The organism is Agrobacterium sp. LEGMi-208b (assembly GCF_059511785.1).
This window is the reverse complement of record NZ_CM183445.1, coordinates 1,053,188-1,073,835: the sequence shown is the minus strand read 5'-3', so window position 1 is coordinate 1,073,835 and position 20,648 is coordinate 1,053,188. Positions and strand designations below refer to the sequence as shown.

24 protein-coding genes and 2 tRNA genes are annotated in these 20,648 nt (G+C 56.3%); 16 read left to right on the top strand and 10 right to left on the bottom strand.

The features are described from left to right. Positions 1 to 3 precede the first annotated feature (3 nt). From hisD to AC5YUO_RS05340, 6 genes are all read right to left on the bottom strand, one after another. Positions 4 to 1,302, bottom strand: coding sequence for a histidinol dehydrogenase (gene hisD, locus AC5YUO_RS05365; RefSeq protein ID WP_496154516.1), 1,299 nt, complete (start codon positions 1,300 to 1,302; stop codon positions 4 to 6). Between the two features lie 133 nt (positions 1,303 to 1,435). Further along, on the bottom strand, positions 1,436 to 1,876 hold the full coding sequence (locus AC5YUO_RS05360; RefSeq protein ID WP_496154515.1) for a DUF2948 family protein: 441 nt from the start codon (positions 1,874 to 1,876) through the stop codon (positions 1,436 to 1,438). 172 nt (positions 1,877 to 2,048) lie between these two features. Then, a complete protein-coding gene (locus tag AC5YUO_RS05355) occupies positions 2,049 to 2,603 on the bottom strand; it encodes a YbhB/YbcL family Raf kinase inhibitor-like protein (RefSeq protein ID WP_496154514.1) in 555 nt (184 codons plus the stop codon). Positions 2,604 to 2,697: 94 nt separating this feature from the next. Further along, positions 2,698 to 3,510, bottom strand: coding sequence for a helix-turn-helix transcriptional regulator (locus tag AC5YUO_RS05350; RefSeq protein WP_496154513.1), 813 nt, complete (start codon positions 3,508 to 3,510; stop codon positions 2,698 to 2,700). A gap of 103 nt (positions 3,511 to 3,613) precedes the next feature. Beyond that, entirely contained in the window at positions 3,614 to 4,906 is a 1,293-nt protein-coding gene (gene murA / locus AC5YUO_RS05345; protein WP_149744035.1) for a UDP-N-acetylglucosamine 1-carboxyvinyltransferase, read from the bottom strand. Positions 4,907 to 5,007: 101 nt separating this feature from the next. After that, complete coding sequence (locus AC5YUO_RS05340) at positions 5,008 to 5,262, bottom strand: hypothetical protein (protein WP_400818131.1); 255 nt, start codon at positions 5,260 to 5,262, stop codon at positions 5,008 to 5,010. A 155-nt stretch (positions 5,263 to 5,417) separates the two neighbouring features. Here AC5YUO_RS05340 and AC5YUO_RS05335 point away from each other — a divergent pair. The 11 genes from AC5YUO_RS05335 to AC5YUO_RS05285 all read left to right on the top strand — a co-directional run bounded on the left by AC5YUO_RS05335 (position 5,418) and on the right by AC5YUO_RS05285 (position 14,483). Further along, a tRNA-Thr gene (locus AC5YUO_RS05335) sits at positions 5,418 to 5,492 on the top strand. A gap of 152 nt (positions 5,493 to 5,644) precedes the next feature. After that, entirely contained in the window at positions 5,645 to 5,890 is a 246-nt protein-coding gene (locus AC5YUO_RS05330) for a hypothetical protein (RefSeq protein WP_496154512.1), read from the top strand. A gap of 28 nt (positions 5,891 to 5,918) precedes the next feature. Then, entirely contained in the window at positions 5,919 to 7,664 is a 1,746-nt protein-coding gene (locus AC5YUO_RS05325) for a DNA primase family protein (RefSeq protein ID WP_496154511.1), read from the top strand. Between the two features lie 489 nt (positions 7,665 to 8,153). After that, on the top strand, positions 8,154 to 8,666 hold the full coding sequence (locus AC5YUO_RS05320) for a hypothetical protein (protein WP_496154510.1): 513 nt from the start codon (positions 8,154 to 8,156) through the stop codon (positions 8,664 to 8,666). Continuing rightward, positions 8,605 to 9,060 (top strand): hypothetical protein, encoded by a 456-nt coding sequence (locus AC5YUO_RS05315; RefSeq protein WP_496154509.1) that lies wholly within the window; start codon positions 8,605 to 8,607, stop codon positions 9,058 to 9,060. The genes AC5YUO_RS05320 and AC5YUO_RS05315 overlap by 62 nt, the downstream gene beginning before the upstream one ends. Beyond that, positions 9,057 to 9,575, top strand: coding sequence for a hypothetical protein (locus AC5YUO_RS05310; protein ID WP_496154508.1), 519 nt, complete (start codon positions 9,057 to 9,059; stop codon positions 9,573 to 9,575). Before AC5YUO_RS05315 ends, AC5YUO_RS05310 begins: the two co-directional genes overlap by 4 nt. Then, positions 9,572 to 10,573 carry a head maturation protease, ClpP-related gene (locus AC5YUO_RS05305; protein ID WP_496154507.1) on the top strand — a complete coding sequence of 334 codons (1,002 nt, stop codon included), beginning with the start codon at positions 9,572 to 9,574 and terminating at the stop codon, positions 10,571 to 10,573. The genes AC5YUO_RS05310 and AC5YUO_RS05305 overlap by 4 nt, the downstream gene beginning before the upstream one ends. 12 nt (positions 10,574 to 10,585) lie before the next feature. Continuing rightward, positions 10,586 to 10,960 carry a head decoration protein gene (locus AC5YUO_RS05300; RefSeq protein ID WP_496154506.1) on the top strand — a complete coding sequence of 125 codons (375 nt, stop codon included), beginning with the start codon at positions 10,586 to 10,588 and terminating at the stop codon, positions 10,958 to 10,960. A 6-nt stretch (positions 10,961 to 10,966) separates the two neighbouring features. Continuing rightward, a complete protein-coding gene (locus AC5YUO_RS05295) occupies positions 10,967 to 12,004 on the top strand; it encodes a major capsid protein (RefSeq protein ID WP_496154505.1) in 1,038 nt (345 codons plus the stop codon). Positions 12,005 to 12,262: 258 nt separating this feature from the next. After that, a complete protein-coding gene (locus AC5YUO_RS05290) occupies positions 12,263 to 12,523 on the top strand; it encodes a hypothetical protein (RefSeq protein ID WP_496154504.1) in 261 nt (86 codons plus the stop codon). Between the two features lie 22 nt (positions 12,524 to 12,545). Beyond that, positions 12,546 to 14,483, top strand: coding sequence for a phage tail tape measure protein (locus tag AC5YUO_RS05285; RefSeq protein WP_496154503.1), 1,938 nt, complete (start codon positions 12,546 to 12,548; stop codon positions 14,481 to 14,483). Between the two features lie 342 nt (positions 14,484 to 14,825). Here the strand turns inward: AC5YUO_RS05285 and AC5YUO_RS05280 are convergent, their stop codons facing one another. The 3 genes from AC5YUO_RS05280 to AC5YUO_RS05270 all read right to left on the bottom strand — a co-directional run bounded on the left by AC5YUO_RS05280 (position 14,826) and on the right by AC5YUO_RS05270 (position 16,122). Continuing rightward, positions 14,826 to 15,017, bottom strand: a complete 192-nt coding sequence (locus AC5YUO_RS05280; RefSeq protein WP_496154502.1) for a hypothetical protein — start codon at positions 15,015 to 15,017, stop codon at positions 14,826 to 14,828. A gap of 470 nt (positions 15,018 to 15,487) precedes the next feature. Continuing rightward, the gene (locus AC5YUO_RS05275; RefSeq protein ID WP_496154501.1) at positions 15,488 to 15,649 is read right to left on the bottom strand and encodes a hypothetical protein; all 162 of its coding nucleotides are present in this window, start codon (positions 15,647 to 15,649) and stop codon (positions 15,488 to 15,490) included. A gap of 113 nt (positions 15,650 to 15,762) precedes the next feature. Then, entirely contained in the window at positions 15,763 to 16,122 is a 360-nt protein-coding gene (locus AC5YUO_RS05270) for an Arc family DNA-binding protein (RefSeq protein ID WP_234825292.1), read from the bottom strand. A 101-nt stretch (positions 16,123 to 16,223) separates the two neighbouring features. Here AC5YUO_RS05270 and AC5YUO_RS05265 point away from each other — a divergent pair, with 101 nt between their 5' ends. The 5 genes from AC5YUO_RS05265 (at position 16,224) to AC5YUO_RS05245 (ending at position 19,126) form a co-directional block, all read left to right on the top strand. After that, positions 16,224 to 16,409 carry an Arc family DNA-binding protein gene (locus tag AC5YUO_RS05265; protein ID WP_496154500.1) on the top strand — a complete coding sequence of 62 codons (186 nt, stop codon included), beginning with the start codon at positions 16,224 to 16,226 and terminating at the stop codon, positions 16,407 to 16,409. 48 nt (positions 16,410 to 16,457) lie between these two features. Continuing rightward, positions 16,458 to 17,078, top strand: coding sequence for a hypothetical protein (locus tag AC5YUO_RS05260; RefSeq protein WP_496154499.1), 621 nt, complete (start codon positions 16,458 to 16,460; stop codon positions 17,076 to 17,078). A 166-nt stretch (positions 17,079 to 17,244) separates the two neighbouring features. Next, complete coding sequence (locus AC5YUO_RS05255) at positions 17,245 to 18,330, top strand: tyrosine-type recombinase/integrase (RefSeq protein WP_496154498.1); 1,086 nt, start codon at positions 17,245 to 17,247, stop codon at positions 18,328 to 18,330. 6 nt (positions 18,331 to 18,336) lie between these two features. Next, positions 18,337 to 18,407, top strand: a tRNA-Thr gene (locus tag AC5YUO_RS05250). A 77-nt stretch (positions 18,408 to 18,484) separates the two neighbouring features. After that, positions 18,485 to 19,126 (top strand): DUF6538 domain-containing protein, encoded by a 642-nt coding sequence (locus AC5YUO_RS05245; RefSeq protein ID WP_496154497.1) that lies wholly within the window; start codon positions 18,485 to 18,487, stop codon positions 19,124 to 19,126. A 455-nt stretch (positions 19,127 to 19,581) separates the two neighbouring features. On the opposite strand, the gene AC5YUO_RS05240 is transcribed toward AC5YUO_RS05245, so the two are convergent. Further along, positions 19,582 to 20,103 carry a hypothetical protein gene (locus AC5YUO_RS05240; protein ID WP_496154496.1) on the bottom strand — a complete coding sequence of 174 codons (522 nt, stop codon included), beginning with the start codon at positions 20,101 to 20,103 and terminating at the stop codon, positions 19,582 to 19,584. Positions 20,104 to 20,648 lie beyond the last annotated feature (545 nt).

The window sequence follows — 20,648 nt, the reverse complement described above, 5'->3', positions numbered from 1 at the left end:
CGCTTAACTTTCCGGATTGAGGCGAATGGAGACCGAGCGCGCATGCGCGTCCAGCCCCTCCGAATTGGCAAGGGTGATCGCCGCCGGTGCAAGCTGGCGCAACTGCTCCGGCCCAAGCCGCAGGATCGAGGTGCGCTTGACGAAATCCAGCACCGAAAGCCCGGAGGAGAAGCGTGCCGACCGCGCCGTCGGCAAAACGTGATTGGAGCCGCCGACATAATCCCCGATCACTTCCGGTGTGTGGCGCCCGACGAAGATCGCGCCCGCATTGCGGATATGGGCCATCAGCGCATCCGGATCATCGACCGCAAGCTCCAGATGCTCGGCGGCGATGCGGTTGGCGAGCGGGATGGCGTCGGCAAGCTTTTCGACCAGAATGATCGCGCCGAAATCGGCCCAGCTGGCCGCTGCCGTTTCGGAACGCGACAGGCGCTTCAACTGCCGCTCGACGGCGGCTTCAACGGCCTTGCCGAGTTCGGCATTGTCGGTGATCAGGATGGATTGCGCGCCGCGATCATGCTCGGCCTGCGCCAGCAGATCGGCAGCCAGCCAGTCCGGGTTATTATCTTTATCGGCAATCACAAGCACTTCGGAAGGCCCGGCGATCATGTCGATGCCGACAGTGCCGAAGACCTGCCGTTTGGCGGCCGCCACATAGGCATTGCCGGGACCGACGATCTTGGCGACCGGCGCGATGGTCTCGGTGCCATAGGCAAGTGCGGCGACGGCCTGCGCGCCGCCGATACGGTAGATTTCCTCGACGCCGGCAATGCGCGCCGCGGCGAGTACGGCCGGATTGACCGCGCCGCCATTGGCAGGCACGACCATGACGATGCGCTCCACACCGGCGACCTTTGCCGGCACGGCATTCATCAGCACCGAGCTCGGATAGCTGGCCGTGCCGCCCGGTACATAAAGGCCGACGGCTTCGATCGCCGTCCAGCGCGAGCCGAGACCCACGCCGATATCGTCCTCGTAGATGTCATCCTTCGGCATCTGCCGCGCATGGTGTTTTTCGATGCGCCGGGCTGCGAGTTCGAGGGCTTCTATGACGTTTCTGTCGACTGACGAGAACGCGGCATCGATTTCATCCACCGTCACCCGCATCGAAACCTTGGAAAAATCGATGCCGTCGAATTTCTGGGAATAATGGGCAAGGGCCGCATCGCCGCGATGGCGGACATCGTTGATGATGTCGCGAACGGTCGCGTTGACGTCTTCGGAAACTTCTCTCTTGGTTGTCAGGAAGGCAGCGAATTTCTGTTCGAAATCAGCCGATGCCCGCTCCAGCCAGATTGCCACGCCATTACCCTTTCATTGTCCCCGCGGGCGATCCCGCGAGGTGCACGAACTTGCCGCGCAATAATCGCGGCTCTGGTATGTGGCATAAATCGAAACGGCAAGGAAAGGCAACCGTTGCGAAGGCTTGCAACGTTTATTCGCTGTCGGGATGATGCGGTTTGGTGGCGGTTTCCCATGCGCCGCTGACATCGGTCAGCTGCGCCTCGATGCATTCGACATCAAGCGCGATGGTGCCGCCGCCGGAAAGCGCCAGTTCCACGAGGCCATCGGGGCCTTCGCCATTCGGTGTGAAGCGCATCGCCAGAAGCGAAAGCACCTGCTCCCTGTCCGCTAGATTGATGGAGTGCGAACGAACGGCGGAGACGCGTTTCAAGAAAACCACGCTACGGCAGCGTTCCGGCGGCAGGTTTTTTTTCTCAGTGCTCTGCCAGACGAAACGATTGGCGGAAAGCGTGAATTGACCATGCTTCGGTTCGAAGGCAACGTCCTTCAGCTTGAAGACGCTGTCCTGCATATGCGTCGAGATGACGGAGAGATCTTCAGTATCCAGCGCCAGCAATTTCAGGCCGCTCATCGTTTTCTTCCTTTTCCGCGGGCACGGGCCGCAATGTCTATTTCTTGTAATGGAAATAGGCAGTCGCGGCCCGCTCTGCAACGGGTCGGAAATCGATGAGCGACGGTTGAGGCGTGCAGGCGATGCAGCGAACAGGGGTTTCGCCGTCCGGGCCCACCCTTTCGCCCCGATATTACCTGTTGTAGACGGCCGTAAGGCGCGCTTGGCTGATCGTATTGGCGCGGACCATGAAGCCGGCGAGGGCGTTGCTCGCTCCTTCGGGCAATTCAAGCTTTTCGACACCGAGTGCATAGACGGTAAAGATGTACCGATGCGCTTCGCCGGGGGGCGGGCACGCGCCGCCAAATCCTGTGGCGCCATAGTCGTTCTTAAGTTCCAGCGATCCCTTCGGCATGCCGTTGTTTCCGCTCGCGCCGGCGTCAAGCTGCGAAACGTCGGCCGGAATATTCACGACATTCCAATGCCACCAGCCTGAGCCGGTCGGTGCATCGGGATCATAGGCGGTGATGGCGAAGCTTTTAGCTTCCTTTGGCGCGCCGGACCAGGTCAATTGTGGGGACAAATTACCGCCATCACAACCAAAGCCTTTGAAGACCTGAGCGACCGCAAGCTGATGGCCCTCTGAAGCGGAGGAACTGGACAAGCGGAAATCACCCGCAAAGGCGGGTGCCGACATTGCAGCCGCAATGGTCAAACCGGTAAGAAATAGCTTTTTGAGCCTGGACATACTGTTTCCTTCAGGGAGGTTGATAACGTCTGAAGGATATTGCCGCCAAGCGGCGTGCGCTTCCGGCAGAGATGCAACAACTATCGAAAAACGATCAATCGCTGGCCGATCTTATCGCCTTCGGCTTGATCCCGAATCGTTTTTTGAAAGAATCAGAGAAATGCGACGGCGTTTTGAAGCCACATTCCAGCGCGATCTGCGAGATGGGAGCGTCGGTGGTCTGCAGCAAGGCAAGGCCTTTCTCCAGGCGGGTATTCTGTAGAACCCGTGAGAAGCCCAGACCCGATCTGGCAAGAGAGCGGCGAAATGTTGCTTCGCTCATTGCAAAGCGCCTGGCGACATCCGACACGCGCCAGTCACGGCCCGGGTCGCTTTCAATCAAGTTCCGCAATTTGCTGGAAGGCTGTTCATCCGTCCTCGCGGAAAGGCGGATTCCCTGATGTTGCAGCCAGATCAAGGGCTCCCGCAGCCGGTGCCTGCGTATGGGCGGGGGAAGGCTGCTGTCATTGAGCGTATCCTGAATACGCTCAAGAATATCCGACGCGTTCGCAAGTGCCCGAATGATCTGTATGCCCGACAGATGCCGTTGATCCGTGAAGACAGAGTTGATCAAGTCATGGCTGAAATACACACCATCGGCCCGGTAGTGTGCGTCCAGCAACGGCCGGTTCTCAAGAGTGACCAGAGACCCCGGGGGGAAAACCAGCAAATCTCCCTCTCTGGCCACCAACTCGCCATTGATGGGGCAAATGACTCGTTTGGAGCCTGTCCGGACAAAGCAGAGGAAGGTCAGACTGATAAAGAGATCGGAGAATGTTGCGGCCGTCGCCTGCGTGATCGACAGGACGCAGGCGTCGTCCTTGCTTGGCGGCGCGGTTTCGAGTTGCGGGGCGGCAAATGGTTTCACGAAGAATTCTCCCTTCGCCTCCTCGCGTCGATTATCATGAACTCCACCCGGTTATGCTGACAACCGGGTGGTATTTTTCAGCCGTTAGTCCACAGGCTCACTATCAATCGCTGACGCGTTCGACCAGAGCGCCGCAGCGGGTGAGCTTTTCTTCGAGGCGTTCGAAACCGCGGTCGAGGTGATAGACGCGCGAAACCATCGTCTCACCTTCTGCCACCAGGCCGGCAATGACCAGCGACACGGAGGCGCGCAGATCGGTCGCCATGACCGGGGCGCCCTTCAGACGGGAAACGCCTTCGATGCGGGCCATCTGGCCGGAGAGCGAAATCTTGGCGCCGAGACGGGCCAGTTCCTGCACATGCATGAAGCGGTTTTCGAAGATGGTCTCGGTAATGTGCGAGACGCCCTGCGAACGGGTCATCAGCGCCATGAACTGCGCCTGCAGGTCGGTCGGGAAGCCGGGGAAGGGCTCGGTGACGATATCGACCGGCTGGATGCCGTTGCCGTTGCGCACGACCCGCAGGCCGGTCTCCGTCTCACTGATCGTGGCGCCTGCAAGCTTGAGTGTGTCGAGCGCGTTGTCCAGCAGCGATGCGCGCGTGCCTTCCAGCACCACGTCACCGCCTGTCATGGCCACTGCCATGGCGTAGGTGCCGGTTTCGATGCGATCAGGCAGAACCCGGTGGCGCGCGCCGGAAAGCGAGGTGACGCCTTCGATGGTGATGGTGGAGGTGCCGGCGCCTTCGATCTTCGCACCCATGGCGATCAGGCAGTGCGCGAGATCGACCACTTCCGGTTCGCGGGCGGCGTTGTGGATGACGGTGGTGCCGCGGGCAAGGCTTGCGGCCATCAGCATCACATGCGTCGCACCCACGGAAACTTTCGGGAAGGTGTAGACAGCGCCGATCAGGCCGCCCTTGGGTGCGGTGGCGTTGATGTAGCCGCCGTCGATCTCCATCGTTGCACCCAGCGCCTCGAGACCCTCGATGAATAGGTCGACCGGGCGCGTGCCGATGGCGCAGCCGCCGGGCAGGGAAACGCGGGCGCGGCCTTCACGCGCCAGAAGCGGGCCGATGACCCAGAAGCTTGCGCGCATCTTGGAGACCAGCTCATAGGGCGCGGTCGTATCGACAATGGTGCGGCAGGTGAAATGCACGGTGCGGGAATAGGCTTCGCCCTGGCTTTCGCGGCGGCCATTGACGGAAATATCGACGCCATGATTGCCGAGAATGCGGATGAGCTGCTCCACGTCAGCCAGATGCGGCACGTTTTCAAGCGTGAGCGTGTCGCTGGTCAGAAGCGATGCGATCATCAACGGCAGGGCGGCGTTTTTTGCGCCGGAGATGGGAATGATGCCGTTGAGCTTGTTGCCACCCGTAATTCTGATGCGATCCATGCGTCCCTACGGGCCTGTGCCCGCCTTTCTATCGTGCCTTGCGGAAAGGCGTGTCCTTAGACCAGTTTCCGCGGCGTTTCAATTTTATGCTGGAGAATTCTCTATGAGGATGATTCGTCCGTTTTTGCGGCAGGCAGGCCAATCGTCTCGTCTTCTTCGCCGGCACGGCGCGCACGAACCTGCTGTTTGCGCTTCAAAAGATTTTCGCGAAGCTTCTTGGCCGCCCGGGCCTTGCGTTCCGCCTCGCGCTGGCGCGCCTTTTCGCCGGGCCCTGCCTGCGGCTTGCCATCGGCCACCGGAGCGGATGCCTCTGCGGAAACCGCTGCCTTTGCCTGTTTGTCATGATGTTCGTTCATAGATTCAGCAATATCTGAAAAATGTATTTTTCAACAGGGGGCACGCTTTTTTGCCCCGCTTGATGAAGAATATCGTTTTGCGACTTGCGCTCGTCAAAAACCTATGGCAATAGGCCGCCACGCTTGATGCTGAAGCAAACGCTTCGGCACCGGATGCTGCTATAGCTCAGGGGTAGAGCACTCCCTTGGTAAGGGAGAGGCCGAGAGTTCAAATCTCTCTAGCAGCACCATCTAACCCCCTGAAATATATATCTTATACACGTTTTTCGTTGTCGTATGCCGGTGCGTTTCGATGCAGAACAAAACGAGTTTTTGCGGCTAAATGCGGGGAAAATCCGGGGAGTGCTCCTAACGCAGCAATTCTGTATCTGGACGGTGTTGCATGACAGAGCAGCCCGAAGAGCATCAGGAGGAAGGTTCCCGCGACCACATTCGCGCCGGATATGAGTATCTCTTTTCCCTACCGGCCCCGCTGTTAAAAGCGGTCATCGCCGCCGAAATCAAAAACAGCATCCAATATTGGACGGGCCAGATCGACCGGCGCGAATATCGGCGCTGGAAAAATCTGTCGTGGTTTACGAAAGAGGCGAGAATAGCGCGCCAGATCGGCTGGACTGATCGTGGTTAAGCGCGGGGTGCCTGAAGAAGTTACCGCTATGATCAGGGAGGCGGCGCGCCAGCGCGCCGACTACGACCATCCGAGAACCCCAGACAAAAATCCTTCCTTCGTTCTCTTTGAAGCGAAGTCTGACCCGGCTGTAATTAGTTACTGCGCAGAACTCGACCATTCCGACACCGACAACGCTACGCGGCTAAGACTCCATTTTGGAAGCGACCTGATTGTCGTCGACGAAGAGAAGGCCAAGGAGCCTTTATTCGCCGTATGGATGGGTTCGCACTGGGATGTTGCAAACGGCAAGCCAGCGGCCTTGGCTATCGCTCAAAAGTTGGGAGATCGCATCGCGGCCGAGACGCAATATTTGTTGCCATCCCAACATGAACAGATCGCGATGGATCGGGCAAAGAAAGCACTTGAGAAAGACGAGGACGAACGCACCGCTGCGGAGAAGAAGGTTTGCAAGGCAGCTGATGCCGCCAGAGAAGCCCACGGAAAGAGAATAAGTCGCCGCCTCGACCATGCCGTTAGCTCGAAGAACTCGGCGCGTTTGAACGCTATGCTGAGTGGCATTGCTCCCCATATCAGGCGCAAGCCGGACGATTTCAACGCGGATAAATGGAGCTTCGCTACCCGCAACAAAACTATCTCGTTCCGCCGCAAGATGGTCAGGCAGAAAAATCCCAGGTTCATCAGCACGGAAGAAACGCCTGACGCCGCTGAGCATATCGAAATCTGCAAATCCTTTTCGCTCGATGTCATGGACGGTCATAGGCGAGAGGATCTGATAACCAGCATCGTTCCCGTGCACTATGACGAGAATGCGACCTGCCCGAGCTGGATTGCTTTCATCAGCAGCAAGATCCCCGATCCTGATGTTCTGAAGCTTGTGCAGGTGAGTTCGGCGCTTGGCCTGCTCGGCGTCTCCGTCCAGTATCTCTTCTTCCACTATGGCAATGGCGCAAACGGCAAATCCGTCTACATGGAGACGATGTGCAAGCTGATGGGCGATTCTGCAGTGACGCTGCCAGCTACGAGCATCATTGGTGAAGGAGGATCATCGGGCGGCGCCAGCCCGGACATCGTGCGCCTTTACGGCAAGCGGCTTCTCCGCGTGAAGGAATTGCCGGAAGGCGAACCGCTTCGGGAGAACCTGGTCAAGGAATTGACCGGCGGCGAAATCATCACCGCCCGCAACCTGTTCTCCGGATATCTGGACTTTGAGCCGAAGTTCATCGCAATGATGACGGGTAACGGTTATCCTAAGATCACGGGAACCGATGACGGCATATGGCGACGCATGGCAGTCATCCATTGGCCAAAACAAATTGCCGAGGCCGACCGGCGCGATTTTCAGGATGTGATAGCGTCCTTTGCGCCTGAATACCCCGGTATTTTGAACTGGCTGATTGAGGGTATAAAAATATATCTGCGTGAGGGGTTGGTTATTCCCTCGGCCGTAAAGCAGGCTACGCAGGAATATCGTGACGATATGGACCGTACAGCGGCCTTTGTGGCGCATTGTGTGGTCAGGGAGCACGAAGCCAAGCCCATCGAGGGTAAAGTGCTGTATCAGGCTTACAGCAACTTTACGATCGATCAGGGCGGCAAGCCGATGACGCTCACCGCCTTTGGGCGGGAAATGGGAAAGAAGTTTGAGAAGGATAGAACAACCGGCCTTGTGCGGTACCAGAATATTCGACTGGTCAATGTCACAGGACCGCAGGAGGATGGGCCACCACCCGGCAGGTTTGACCCTCATGAACCTTTTCCGGAGGATTTCTAATGCGAAATCCCCGGACCCCTCCATGGCTTTGGCCGGGAACTCTCAAAGTTTATGGCAACTGTCTGACAGTTACAGATAGTTTACCAGACGGTTCAACGGATAGTTTAAGGGCGAAAAGTCATTTAAAAACAACAGAACCTGACAGTTCTGACAGTTTTCCACGCGTATATATATGTAGAAATAAAAAACGAAAAAGTTTTCCATATGCGTATAAGGGGAAACTGTCAGTAACTGTCAATTCATTGAAATATATACATAAAACTATCTGTAAAACTGTCAGTGAACTGTCAAAACTATCTGTTTCAAAGAGGTTGGTTGAAAACTCAGGCTTTGATCCATGGTCGAGCCTCATACCTACCCCCCTGGGTGTAGGGACCGTACCGCTTTCTTTTCCAGTGCGGGCCGGGACGACCCCGCGAAGCCGGCAGTCAAACAGCCCCAAAATTTGGGTTAACGCAGTTAACGAGGTTAACGGTGAGGTTAACGCCCATGGCTGACGTCAACGCATGGGCTGAAGAAGAGAACGCCGAGTGCGTTTCTGTAGCCGATCAGGTGGCAGCGCTTCGGGCAGTTTTCGAATTCCTCGAACATGGAACACCGGTACCACCAGATGCGAAATCTCGTGTTTGTCCTGGCCTCAAAGTTTATCTTTCCGATCTAGAGCGCGGCCGCCCTGCCTCGCTGGATTTCGCACTGGGCCTCAAGAGCCATGGCGGCGTGACGGCTCACAAGGCGGTCGTAAAAGCCGAACGAGACACCCTGTTGCAATCGCTTGCCCGGAGCCATTGGCCGGCCCAGCCGGTCGCAACAGTCAGCCGGCAGATGTACGCGGAGTTTTGCCGGTACGAAAAAACCCGTTGGCAGCGTGAGCGCCAACGTCAGCAGGCCCCATCCTCAGAACCGCATCGCACGTTCTGGCAGTTGCTCCAGATGAGCTCCCGTGTTCCCGGCCCGGACCATCTTCGCAAAATTCTCGCCGTGGTTTTTCAAGACCCCATTTGAAAAACCACGACTCGGCGGGATCATCGCTGCATCACAGGAGTTTTCGATGCAGCAACCGACAATCGATCCGGGCCGATTGGATGCCCTTCAGACGATCAGACATCGCGAGAAATCCGCGATGCAGGCGGCGCAGGACGAGGTGAGTGCGAAGACAGACCGCGCCGCCGTGCTGCGCCGGGACATCCATAACCTTCAGCGGCAGATTGATCGCGCCCCCGGCGAAAACCTCTCGAAACGTCTGGCGACTCTGAAGGCCGAACAGAAGCGCCTCGATAAAAAAATCGAGGAAGCGAACTATCAGGCCGAAATCGCTCGTGAGCGTTACGTCTGTGCTTCCCAGCTTGCCAAGAACTGCGCCGACTTCGTTTCAGGCCATAAGGAGGCATTGCGTTGACCGACGCCAGAAAATCCGTTTCCAAGTCCAAACGCGCCGGCGCTGACCTGTTCGAAGGTCTGGAAGATATCCGCCTTAAGGTAGTTCTTACGCGCGCCGCCATCGGGGAGCTTGAGCGTGCGCCGGTGGCGTTGTCCATCGCCAGTGATCGCGTGGATACCTGGCTTGCCGATCTGCACAAGGAAGAAACCCTGAAGCTCTTTGTTCGGCGCTTCATGTTCCCGTCTTACCGCGCTCCGCAGCCTGCCGAGGCGCTGGATTTCATCATGGGCATCCTGTCGCAAATGGTGCGCGGCGAAATGTTGAAGCTGCTCACAGTCAACTATGGCGATATCTCGGGCCTGACCGACGCCGACCGCAAAGCCCAGATCGAGGCGAAGACGGCGGAAGTGCTGGCTTTGGAACTGTCGGAAGAGGCGATTATCCGTCATCTCGAAGATTTGGGCCTCGATATTCTCCGCCGTTTTGACGCGGATCCTCTCGCGGTTCTCGCCAGCAAGGAGAGCCTCGGATGAGCGCGTTCGTTTCCAATGGCAAGCTGTACCTCAATGGCGCTGTCGGTGATGGCATACTGTTCGAATATTTCACGTACGAAGATGTGATGATGGCGCTCGATGACGTTAATCGGGACAAAAAACTTACGGTCCACGTCAACTCGCCGGGTGGAATAGCTACGGAAGGCGCTGCGATCTATGCGGCCCTTTTGGCTCTCCCGCATGGTGTCGATATCGTCATCGAGGGCATCGCCGCCTCGGCTGGCTCCATCATCGCGATGGCGGGAAAGACGATCACCATGACGAACTCATCCGTCATGATGATCCACGATGTCAGCAATTTCACGATTGGCAACGCCGACGATCACAGGCGCAGCATAACTGAGCTTGACGCTCTGTCGAACGTCTACGCAGGCGTCTATGCCGCAAAATCGAAAAAGACCGTTGCGGCCTGCCGGGATCTGATGAGGGCGGAAACATGGTTCGAACCGCAACAGGCCGTTGCGGCGGGATTTGCCGACAAGGTTTCCGGTCCTGGCCCGCGCGGCATGATGGCCGCCGCATTCGATTATTCCCTGTTTCAGCATGCGCCGAAAAAGCTTCTCGATCTCGCCGCGGCGAAGAACTGGAAAGTTGATCCTACACCCCCCATTCCATCGGAGGATAAGACTATGTCAAACACACCCGCCGCGACGGCACGGGCCGAAGCCGCTGCGCGTATCAAGACCATTCTCACTCACGCCGAGGCCAAAGATCGCTCTGATCTCGCCGAACATCTGGCACTCGAAACGGATATCGAGCCGGAAGCCGCTGTCGCTCTGCTGGCAAAGGCCGGCAAGACGACAAATCCAACCAGTCAGGCAAAGTCGTATCAAGACCAGCGTCTTGCCGCTGCTGCCAATGCTCGTCGCGACGTTTCTTCGCTGGGCGCACTGGCCATGCCTAATGATGGTAGGGAGGTGCGGATGCAGGCCAGCGGCCTTGTCGCCAACATGAAACGCCGCAACGGCATCAAGTAAGGAGCGGCTGACGTGGAAAAATTCAGCTACAAAACTGACAGCGATGTCGTGAAGGATGAAGGCAAGAACCGCTATTCCCGCGACACCGACACACTGGCGTCCGGATCTGGCGAAGTCATCGTGGGAACCGTGCTCGGCAGGGTCTCGGCGTCCGGCAAGTTCAAGCCGCTCGCACCTGGCGCCAGCGACGGCACCCAGACCGCCGCCGCCGTCATCCTGCAGTATGCCGACGCGACAAGCGCCGATCAGCCGGTTGTCAACCTCAAGCGTCGGGCGCAGGTCGTTCTGCAGGCTCTCGTCTGGCCGGCCGGTATCACCGACACTCAGAAATCCGCCGCCCTCGCGCAGCTTTCCGCGCTTGGCATCGTTGCTCGCATGGGAGTTTAACCTGACATGTCCACCGTACTCGACTATCTCAAGGCCGATGAATTCGCTGATGACAATCTGACGGAAGCGATCAACGTCGCGCCTTACACGACCGGTCGCGCCGCCCAGCTGGGCATCTTCACCGATACGCCAATCTACACCACCTATGTTCGCCTCAGTGTCGAAGAAGACGAACTGACCGTGATCCCGGCCCGCGAGCGCGGCGGCGAGACGAATTACAACATGCGCAATGATCGCAGCGGCGTTCAGTTCAACATTCCGCATTTTCCGCTTGATGACGCCATCACACCTTCCGATATCCAGAACCTCACGGTTTGGGGTACGGATCACGTCATGGCCTCGCTGGAAGACGTCTATAACGACCGCCTGACGGCGATGCGCGGCAAGCACGACCTTACCCACAGCTATCTCGACTGGGGCGCACTGAACGGCGTCGTCATGGACGGTGAAGGCAAGGTGCTGCTGAACCTCTATGACAAATTCGACCTCACGGAAAACGTGGTGGATTTCAACCTCGATGATGTCAACACTGCCGTTTCCGATAAGAACCGCGAGGCCAAGGGCATCATCCGCAAGGAACTGCGCGGCACGGCATCTACCGGCGTCATTGCCCTTGCTGGCAAAAACTTCTTCGACAACTATGTGAAGCATCCGAACGTTCTTTCGGAGTTGCGGGCCTATCCTGGCACGACGGCAAATCCGGCGCGTGACGACATTCAGGACCGCTTCAGCTTCGCCGGCATCACGCTTGAGCGGATCGACGAGGAATACAAGGTCCGGCAGGCGAACGGCACGCTGATCAGCAAGAAGGCCGTTCCCGACGACGAAGCCATCCTGCTTCCGCTCGGCACGCCGTACTTCAAGCGCTACGTGGCTCCGCCCGATACACTGAGCGGCGCGAACCGCAAGCCCGCGCCGGATGCCAAGATTTTCGTGTCGACGGACGATCTACCGCATGACAAGGGCCGGGAAATCCACACCGAATCGAACGTGCTTCCGATCTGCGTTCGCCCGCCGCTTCTCGTCCGTTTGCGTCTCACCTGACCGGGTTCTCCTGCCCGGTCTCGTGTGGGGGTGGCCGCTGGTTTGCTGGCTGCCTGGTAGGCCACCCCCTCCATCAAGGGACCGTACCGCTTTCTTTCCCAGTGCGGGCCGGGACGACCCCGAAATCTCGCCAGTCTGAGCCTAAAATTGAAGCCTAAAGCCTAAACTAAAGGGCTAAAACTGAGAGAAATAATTCCTAATTTGGGCGCATCCAATGAGGCAAACTGAGCCCGCCCCGCTGATTGAGGAACTGCCGTCATGACGGATGATGACCTACGCGCCGATCTTGTCGCGATTTTTTCCGGCCTGCCGAATTCCGCTGATGAACTGAGTGCCATCTTTTCTCGGCATGGTGTGGAGGGGGGGCGGGTCGCACTAGGAAATATTGCTGTTGCCATGGCCAACAGTGTCGCTACCCGCCTGGAAGATCTCTCCGCCCGTTTTCAAGCCGACGCGGAAGAACGGCAGGCGAACAATCTTTCCGATGATGGTGCACCATCGCCGATGAAATTCCATTAGTTTCGAAAGAGGATGAACGCGCATGGCGAACCGCAAAATCAAAGCTGAACTTGAGATCGACGGGAAGGACAGCACAAGTCCTGCCTTTCGTTCCGTCGCGACCCGCATGGGCCAGATCGAGCGGCAGATGTTGCGGTTCAACAAAACCGCTTCTGACTTCGACCGAAAAGTCGCTTCGATCAATAGGCATTCTGCGGGCATGCAGCGCGCTGCCGAAGGGGTCAACAAGGCTGGCGCCATGCTGCGGACCGGTATTGCCGGCTACGGGGCTTATGAAATCGGCCGAGCGGTTGCAGGGACGGTAAAGGATTTTGCGGCGCTTGAACGCCAGATGACCCGCATAGGTATCACGGCTGATGCATCCACTGAGCAGACAAAAGAAGCTTTCGCGCAGGCGCAAAAGATTGCCAAGGATCTGAATTACGACAGTGTTCAGCCAGCCGTTGAGGCGATTGATACGCTCGTCGCGTCCGGCAAGTCGCTGGATGAAGCAATGGGGTTTCTTCCCTCCGTGCTCGCCACAGCGCAAGCGACCGGCGCAGCCACGGAGGATATCGCCAATACCGGTCTAAAGGCTGCTGACGCCCTGAAGATTGAGACAAAAAACATGCAGCGCGCCTTTGACATCATGGTCACAGGCGGCAAAGCTGGCCAGTTCGAGTTGAAGGATATGGCCCAGTACATTCCGGGTCTCGCCAACAGCTTCGCATCCCTGGGCTATGAGGGAGAGGATGGCCTGAAGAAGCTTGTTGCCATTCTCCAAACCATTCGCGAGGACACCGGCGACGCGAGCAGCGCAGCGACGCAAGCGCAAGATATCTTCGGTAAAATATACTCCGAAGAGACGGCGAAAAATTTCAAAGGTCTGGGCGTCGATCTTCGCAAGGAGATGGGTGCAGCGCAGAAGAATGGAGAGGATACGGTCAGCGCCTTTGTGCGGTTGTCGCAGAAGGCTATCAAGGGTGACCTTTCGAAACTGCCTCTGATATTCAGGGATAAGGAATTCCGCCTTGGTATGCAGTCGCTCATCACGAGCGGCGACAGCTTGAAGCGGTTTATCGATACGATGAATTCCGCGCAGGTCAACGGCACGGTGTTCCGGGATATGAATCGGATCGTTTCTGATACGCAGGCTTCCATCGACAGAATGTCGAAGAGCTGGGAAGAACTCAAAACATCCCTCGGAGAGAGCGTCGCCCCGGCCGTGACGCCTATCATGGATGGTGGGGTAAAACAGCTTGACCGTTATAACGCTCGTCAGCGCGGGATGGAAAAGCGCGGATGGGGCTGGTTTCGTAGGAACCTTGGCGTCATATCGGAGCAAGAGGAAATGGATCTCGCCTACGAGGGCGGATATCGCGACGAAAAGTTTCTGGGTGAATACTGGGCATCCAGATACGGCTCTGGGAAAGATGATCCGCGCCGCCCGCGTGCATCGGCTGGTCGGCAAGGCCGGCCGGTTGTTATGGCAGAATTTCCGGGTGGCGGGCGAGGGTACACTAACCAAAGTTTGCCAGCAGGATCCGCGCCAATGCCGATGCCTCGGCCGAGAGAAATACCGCCGACACCTTCAGCAGTCAGCGACCTGCAGCGTCAGTATCGCGAATATGGTCAAGGCCGAGTGGCCGGACAGAAGATCTCGACTGAGGTCGCAAACATGGATGTGTTTCGTGGCGTCAGAGAGCGGCTTGAACAGTCAGGCGATAACATCAACCAGGCCGCGCGGTCGATCTCGGAAAACGGTCAGGAAGCGGGCAACGCGATCAAGGGAGCCGGCGACAGTCTCGTTAGCGGGCTGCTCGGGGCGGTTCGCGAACTGAACGCCGTTGCGAGCAAGCTTCAGAATATCAAAATCACTGCGACAACCATCGGTGCGCAAGGCGGCAGGACAATCGTCAACGCTGACACCGGCCGCACCTTTCCGCCGGAAATCAGCAAGCCGGGTGGCGGCGGCTGGTAAACGGATGTGCAGTCACTCGCCGTTTACTGAAACCGGCGAGTGCTATCACTTACTGGTTAGCTCCAGGTTCTATTATTATTCTGGAGCCAATCAGTCGCAGAAGAATGCCGGTTCGCTCCCCAGTGCTTCTTCTGTTCGATGACAAAAAGCATATCATTGCTATCGATGTGCTTCATTAGATTGTCACGGATGGTCGCTGCACTGTCACCACTGTCGATGAAGTATGCTGACTTCAATGCTTTGCAGTGAGTGTAATTTTCAATTGCTTTTATGAGCGACGTATAATTCTGACCAGGCGTGTTTAGGTCATATGTCACCATGTAGACTGACATACTGTCCTCCCTAGTGAAGATCTTTAAGATCGCGAGCAATTTCCTCGCTTCCGGAATGACGGTGGCCCTTCAGAACCTCGTTTACCCGGCCTTGATTGACACCGAAGCTTGCGGCAATTGCATGCTGATATTCGCCATTCCAATGGCGAATCCAAACCTGCACGGCATCTTGTTTTGTGAGTTGATATGAGTGTGACTTCATTGTTCCTATCCGTAAAACTTGGATAGGAAAACTTGACAGAAGGGTTTCAGCGCGTACTCTGCGCCTGTTAACGATACCGATCCGCAAGCTTTCCTAGCCTTTGCGTTTCGATACGAGAAGCCGGGGTTTCGCAGACCTCGGCTTTTTCGTACCGTCAGCGAACACTGACACTAGGGATAGAAGTCGATTGTTCAAGAACAGTCAAGCGGCGGCGGCACGGTGTTGAACCGTTTTTTCGCGGAACAAAACGTGTAACCTACTGTTTTTATTGACAGGCATACCAAAAAATCGCTTATGAATCAGCAACTTAAAGATACTTTGATAAGGTATTGTTAATACTATATTTAGTGCTCAAAGACGCGATATCCACAGTGAATAATTCGCGTTTCGTTCTTTTTTGTTGAAGACTTGGCATGCATTTGCATCTCGACTCAGCGAGATTCGATTTTTCCACACGGGGAATCGTAGAATCATAGCGAAACGTCAGCGTCCCGTCTTTTGGTTTCGGATGCATCCCGGCGCGCATCTGCTCTCGCCAGCGCCCTGACGAAATTTATCATCTTTTTCTTAGCTTCTTCGGGATCGTAGTTTTCAGGCTGGCGAAAACTTGCAACGTATTCTGTTTCGGTCATGGCGCACCGGTGTTGAGAACTGTGAAGGACTGACAGTTTTGCTTTGACCTGACAGTTCGCGTCTAACCCCTGTGGGGGCGGGGGGTGAGTTCCACCAACAAAGTTATAAGCGCTCATGATTTTTTACGGGTGATTTGCATTTTTTCCAACAGCTCGGAAGCAACATCCATGAATCGGCGTATTGCACGAGCTTCTGTCTGTTTCGCTTCTTCGTAACTGTCATGAAACTTGTTACGGTCGTTTTCCGACAAGGGGTGGGGCGCTGCAATCATCTTGTTTACGAAAGCAGTTGCAATCGCGTCCAGAGACGAATTGCTTTGGCTGCCGACAAGAGAATTTTCCAGACGGGTCACGATTTCTGCATTCATAGATCGGCCATTGCGTTCGGCGGCAATCTTTATCTGTTCACGCATTCCGTCAGGCAACCGCAACGGAAATTGATCGGATCCTCTACCTGTTTTTTGATCTGACACCACTACATTCCTCGCTGTTCGTGACATCACTGTAATTTATTTCGTTGACAGTCAATGAAATCACGGTAATTTACATCACAGTGATTTCATTGGAGTGTGACATGAACATCGTGCGACCTGGAAGGAGTGCGGAACAAGTAAGCCTTCGTTTGCCCGACGGCTTGCGTACGCGAATTAAGGAAGAAGCCGAGCGCAACTGCCGTTCGATGAATTCCGAAATCATCTACCACCTGCAGCGAGCGCTGTTTGATCAACTTGAAATGAAAAAAGCCGACGCACGGGCCTAGGAAACTCCGCGTCGGCTTTTTTGTGTCCTCTTCACAAGGAGCATTCAAATGCGAATGAAAATAAACCAGAAAGATGCATCGAGCGCAAGCGCCGTTGAGAAAATCGACGCCATGCGCGACGCGCTGGACAATATGTACGGTGATGTCGATGCTCTTTGCTGCCTAGCAATCATCACAGAATCCGGTGTGCAAGACATCCTTTTCGACAAACGCGCGGCAAGTGGTGACAGGCCCGGGTTTTATTACGCTGACGATAACACACGCCGAGTTTTAGGATTTTCAGTGTCTCAAGTCGAGACTCGATCGCGAAACATCGAAACTGCGGTCACTAACCTGGCGGACGATCTTCGTGAGGTTCTTTACATTCTTAAGCGTCACAGTGACGAAACACCCGCGCCGTCAGGTCTCGAGGCCGCGATAGCGGCTTGGTGCGTAGCATTGGAAGCGCGAAAGGCCGTGGACAAAGGTGATGGGAGCGAACTAGCACACGACGCGCCGGAGGCGTTGTTCGAACGGCAAGCATTGATTGCATTGGCTTCTTACCCCTGCGCCTCTCTGGATGAGGTACGGCGCAAGGCCGGCCTTTTCCAGAGTAATGAATATCTAAACAGTGTGGCTGAAGATTTCACTTTCGATTTGCTGCGGTCGTTTGCGGGGGAGGGCGGCTAAAAATGAGCGCTCAAAAACTCAGCACCGAGGCGGAAGTTGCGGACTTGTTACGCATCTCTGTTCGACGTTTGAGGGATCTCATTAAAACCTATCCCTTCTATCGGTGTATTGGGCGGCAACGTTTTTACGCCCCGGCCGATATTGTTAATCTGACGGAAGCTATTTCATGCCCCTCAAACTCGTTAAGCGACCGAAAAGCCCAAACTGGATCATGCGCGGAACCGTCCTCGGCAAAAGCATCGAGGAAACTACAGGCACTTCTGACAAAAAAATCGCCGAAGCAATCCGCATCAAGCGTGAGAAAGAACTACTGAATGAAGGCGTGTTCGGTAAGAGCTTGACGATCACATTCGCGCAGGCAGCTGTTGACTACATCGAGCATTCGAATGGAGAGACACGGTTTCTGAAGCCTCTTGCAGATCATTTCGGGGAATGTCTCCTAAAGAATATTGGGCAGCACGAAATCGAGGTAGCATCAAAAAAGCTCTATCCAACCGCCAGTAATGCCACCAGGAACCGGCAGGTTTTTACACCTATGTCTGCGATCCTGAAACATGCGGCCTTCAGAGGGTGGTGCACACCCCTGAAGCTCAAAAGACCCAAACAGCCCGAGGGTAAAATTGTCTGGATGAGACCGGACGAAGCCGATCGTCTAGTCGAGGCGTGTGCTCCTCATTTGAAGCCATTGGCGGTGTTCATGATCTACACGGGCGCGCGCACGGGTGAGGCGTTGTGGTTGGATTGGCGGAACGTTGACCTTGATCTGAAACAGGTGACTTTTCCAAAAACAAAGAATGGTGAAGCTCGCAGTGTTCCGCTTCACCCGCGAGTGCTTCAGGAGCTATCGAAGATCAGTAACCGACAGGGTGATGTGTTTCGCACTCACAAAGGGCAGCCGTACGATCGTCCCGATCCAGATCAGGATGAAGACACGTCGGCTGGCACACGAATAAAGAGCGCTTTCAAGGGAGCTTGTAAGCGCGCTGGACTCGGCACCACTGAGGTCGACAAAACCGGCACGAAGAAATTTAAATCCTCATTCACCCCGCATGCTTGCCGGCACACATGGGCGACCTGGCATTATCGTCAAAATCGCGATCTTACGTCGCTTCAGCATCTCGGAGGCTGGAAAAGCATCGCTATGGTAATGCGTTATGCCCATACAAATGTTGAGGAACATGCGGCAAGCATAAATTCGCTTCCGTGGGGAAAATCAGGGGAAGAAGAAAAGAAAAAGGAAATTACTCAATGAGTGGCAATACTTTAGAATGCAAAAGTTTTACCTTGGTAAGGGAGAGGCCGAGAGTTCAAATCTCTCTAGCAGCACCATTTTCCTGTTTGATTTACAAATATTTGGCTGTTATCAGTGCTTTGAAAGCACCTCGGTGGTACACAGAGGTGGCCACATGGTCCTGCAAATGCCCCGTCCTTTCAAGCATCCCAAAACCGGCGTCTATTATTTCCGCGTTCGCGTTCCTGTCGATCTGGTGATCCAATTTGGCAAGAAGGAGATCAAGGTATCGCTCAGGACCAAAGACCCTAGTTTGGCGAAACAGCTATTCTCTGAGAGAGAACGTGAGTTCGAGGCTCGCTGCAAGGCGTTCCGGGCAAAGCCTGATGTTTTACCTCACCGCCAGATCGTCGCCCTCGCGGGGAAACTCTATCTGAAGTTTATGGCCCCACTTGAGGACGAACCGGGGGAGCCTGAACATTGGCGCCGCGTCCTTGAGATTGGCGAGGCGGTCTATGCCAACGAAGACAAGATGGAACGGTGGTATGGACCAGCGATTGACGAGCTTTTGCAGCGCGAGGGGCTGTCAATTGATGGGTCCTCTCGCTCGCGGCTATTGCATGAGGGACATACCGCGCTGAAACAGGCCGCAGAGCAGCAGCTAAACCGTCCTTCGGGCGATGCCTGTGGTGCGGACGATTTCAGCCGGAGTTCGACCTTGGCGGTGAAGACGTTCAATGCTTTCACGGCGAACCTGCGTCGCCTTCGGTTCACCGGTCGGCGGCAAGAACGCGTTGCGAATACGTTCCTGGCCTAGCGGCGTGATGAGGATCATGGAGCGATGTGCCCCCTTTTGGTCCAATCCCCACTGCCCTTTGATCTGAACAACCTGCCCCGCGAACACTGCGGTGGGTGTGGCCTCCGGGGTGAGGTAGTAATCGGGCTTTCGGTGGCCCGGATGGCATATCATCGGCACGTGCTTCCATGTCAGAACGCGGTGAACGAGGCCGCGCTGTTCCATGAGGTCGGTCAGGCGGGCCGTGGTGGTGCCAAGAGACGAGGCAAATTTCCCGATAGTGACGCAGCCGGTGACGACTTCCCCGGTCGTCGGATTGACGATCTCTCCGGGCTTCCTGTGGCTCATGTGGACACCATGCCGCCTCGCTGTCGCTTCCCGCTTTGCCGCTGCGAGCATCGTGCGGGTCCACCGCTTACCACCAACGGCCAGTGCTTGCGCCCGCTTTGCCGCGATCCATTCGGCATAGCCCACCGTCAAAGAGTGACCTCCCCAGACGCAATCAACTGCTGCAAGATTTTGTCATCACGGGTCGGGCGGTCGCTGACATGGTCATCGGTCTGTAGCTCAGGCCACCGATCCTGAATGAAGTCCAGCTTCCGGCGAAGCTCCCCAAGGACCCGGAGAGGTTCGACCACGTTGACCGCCATACCCATGCCACCGGCAGTTAGTCGCTGTACGTATCGGGCATCTGACGAAGCGGCACCGATGATGGTCGGAAGGTCGTCGCTCTGGAGGACGTCGGGACGATCCGTGGGCTGGCCTTTCTGGTTTTGCAGATGCGGCCAAAGCTGCTGAACATCAAGTAATCGGGCGTTGAGGTGATCGGCCACAGCAACTGCGCGGGTCACGTTCGGATTGGCCCTCTTGCCGCCCCGAAGTTCGTCGGAAAGGCGGCGGGCCAGGTAGGAGGCATTCTGTGTGATCTGGAGGCGGTCCCGAGGGGTGGTGAACGAGGTCGCGGCGGGGGTGGCGGATGAGTTCTCTGATGGGTTCATGGGTGTTCCTGATGATGTTGAGAATGAGATTGATGGCGGTCGTCATCGGGAAGCGACGGGGCATGAAACAGATAGGTGCAGACGGACGGTGCTATTGTTTCGGGCTTGCCTCCTAGTGAGCGTGGCAAACCTGTCGGGCGATGACGTATGGTACGTGTTGTGTTGAGATAGATTTCGCCGTGGGCGGTCGTGCTGACCCGCGCCCTAGATCGGTTCCACCTTGGCGACACAACGCGCACAAAGCTCCGCTACCCTCCCCGGGGACTACCCGGATTGGCGGCTATGCGGTGCCAGTCTCGTCCGCTTTCGCGGTCACGTGAGGCTAACCCGCTCCAGAATATGGCTCGACTGGGCATCATCGTCTTAGCCCATGACGGTTTCGCTCCCGGCTGGAACCGGAAGGTCTGGATACAGTGAACCGGACTGTTCGGGAGAACAGACAAGGAGAGTGGGGTTTGTGTTGTCGAACCGCACATGGGGAGCCGAGGGCTGCCGAGTGCATGGGGTTATGACGTCAGGCCCATATTGCCACGTCATCGGGTATG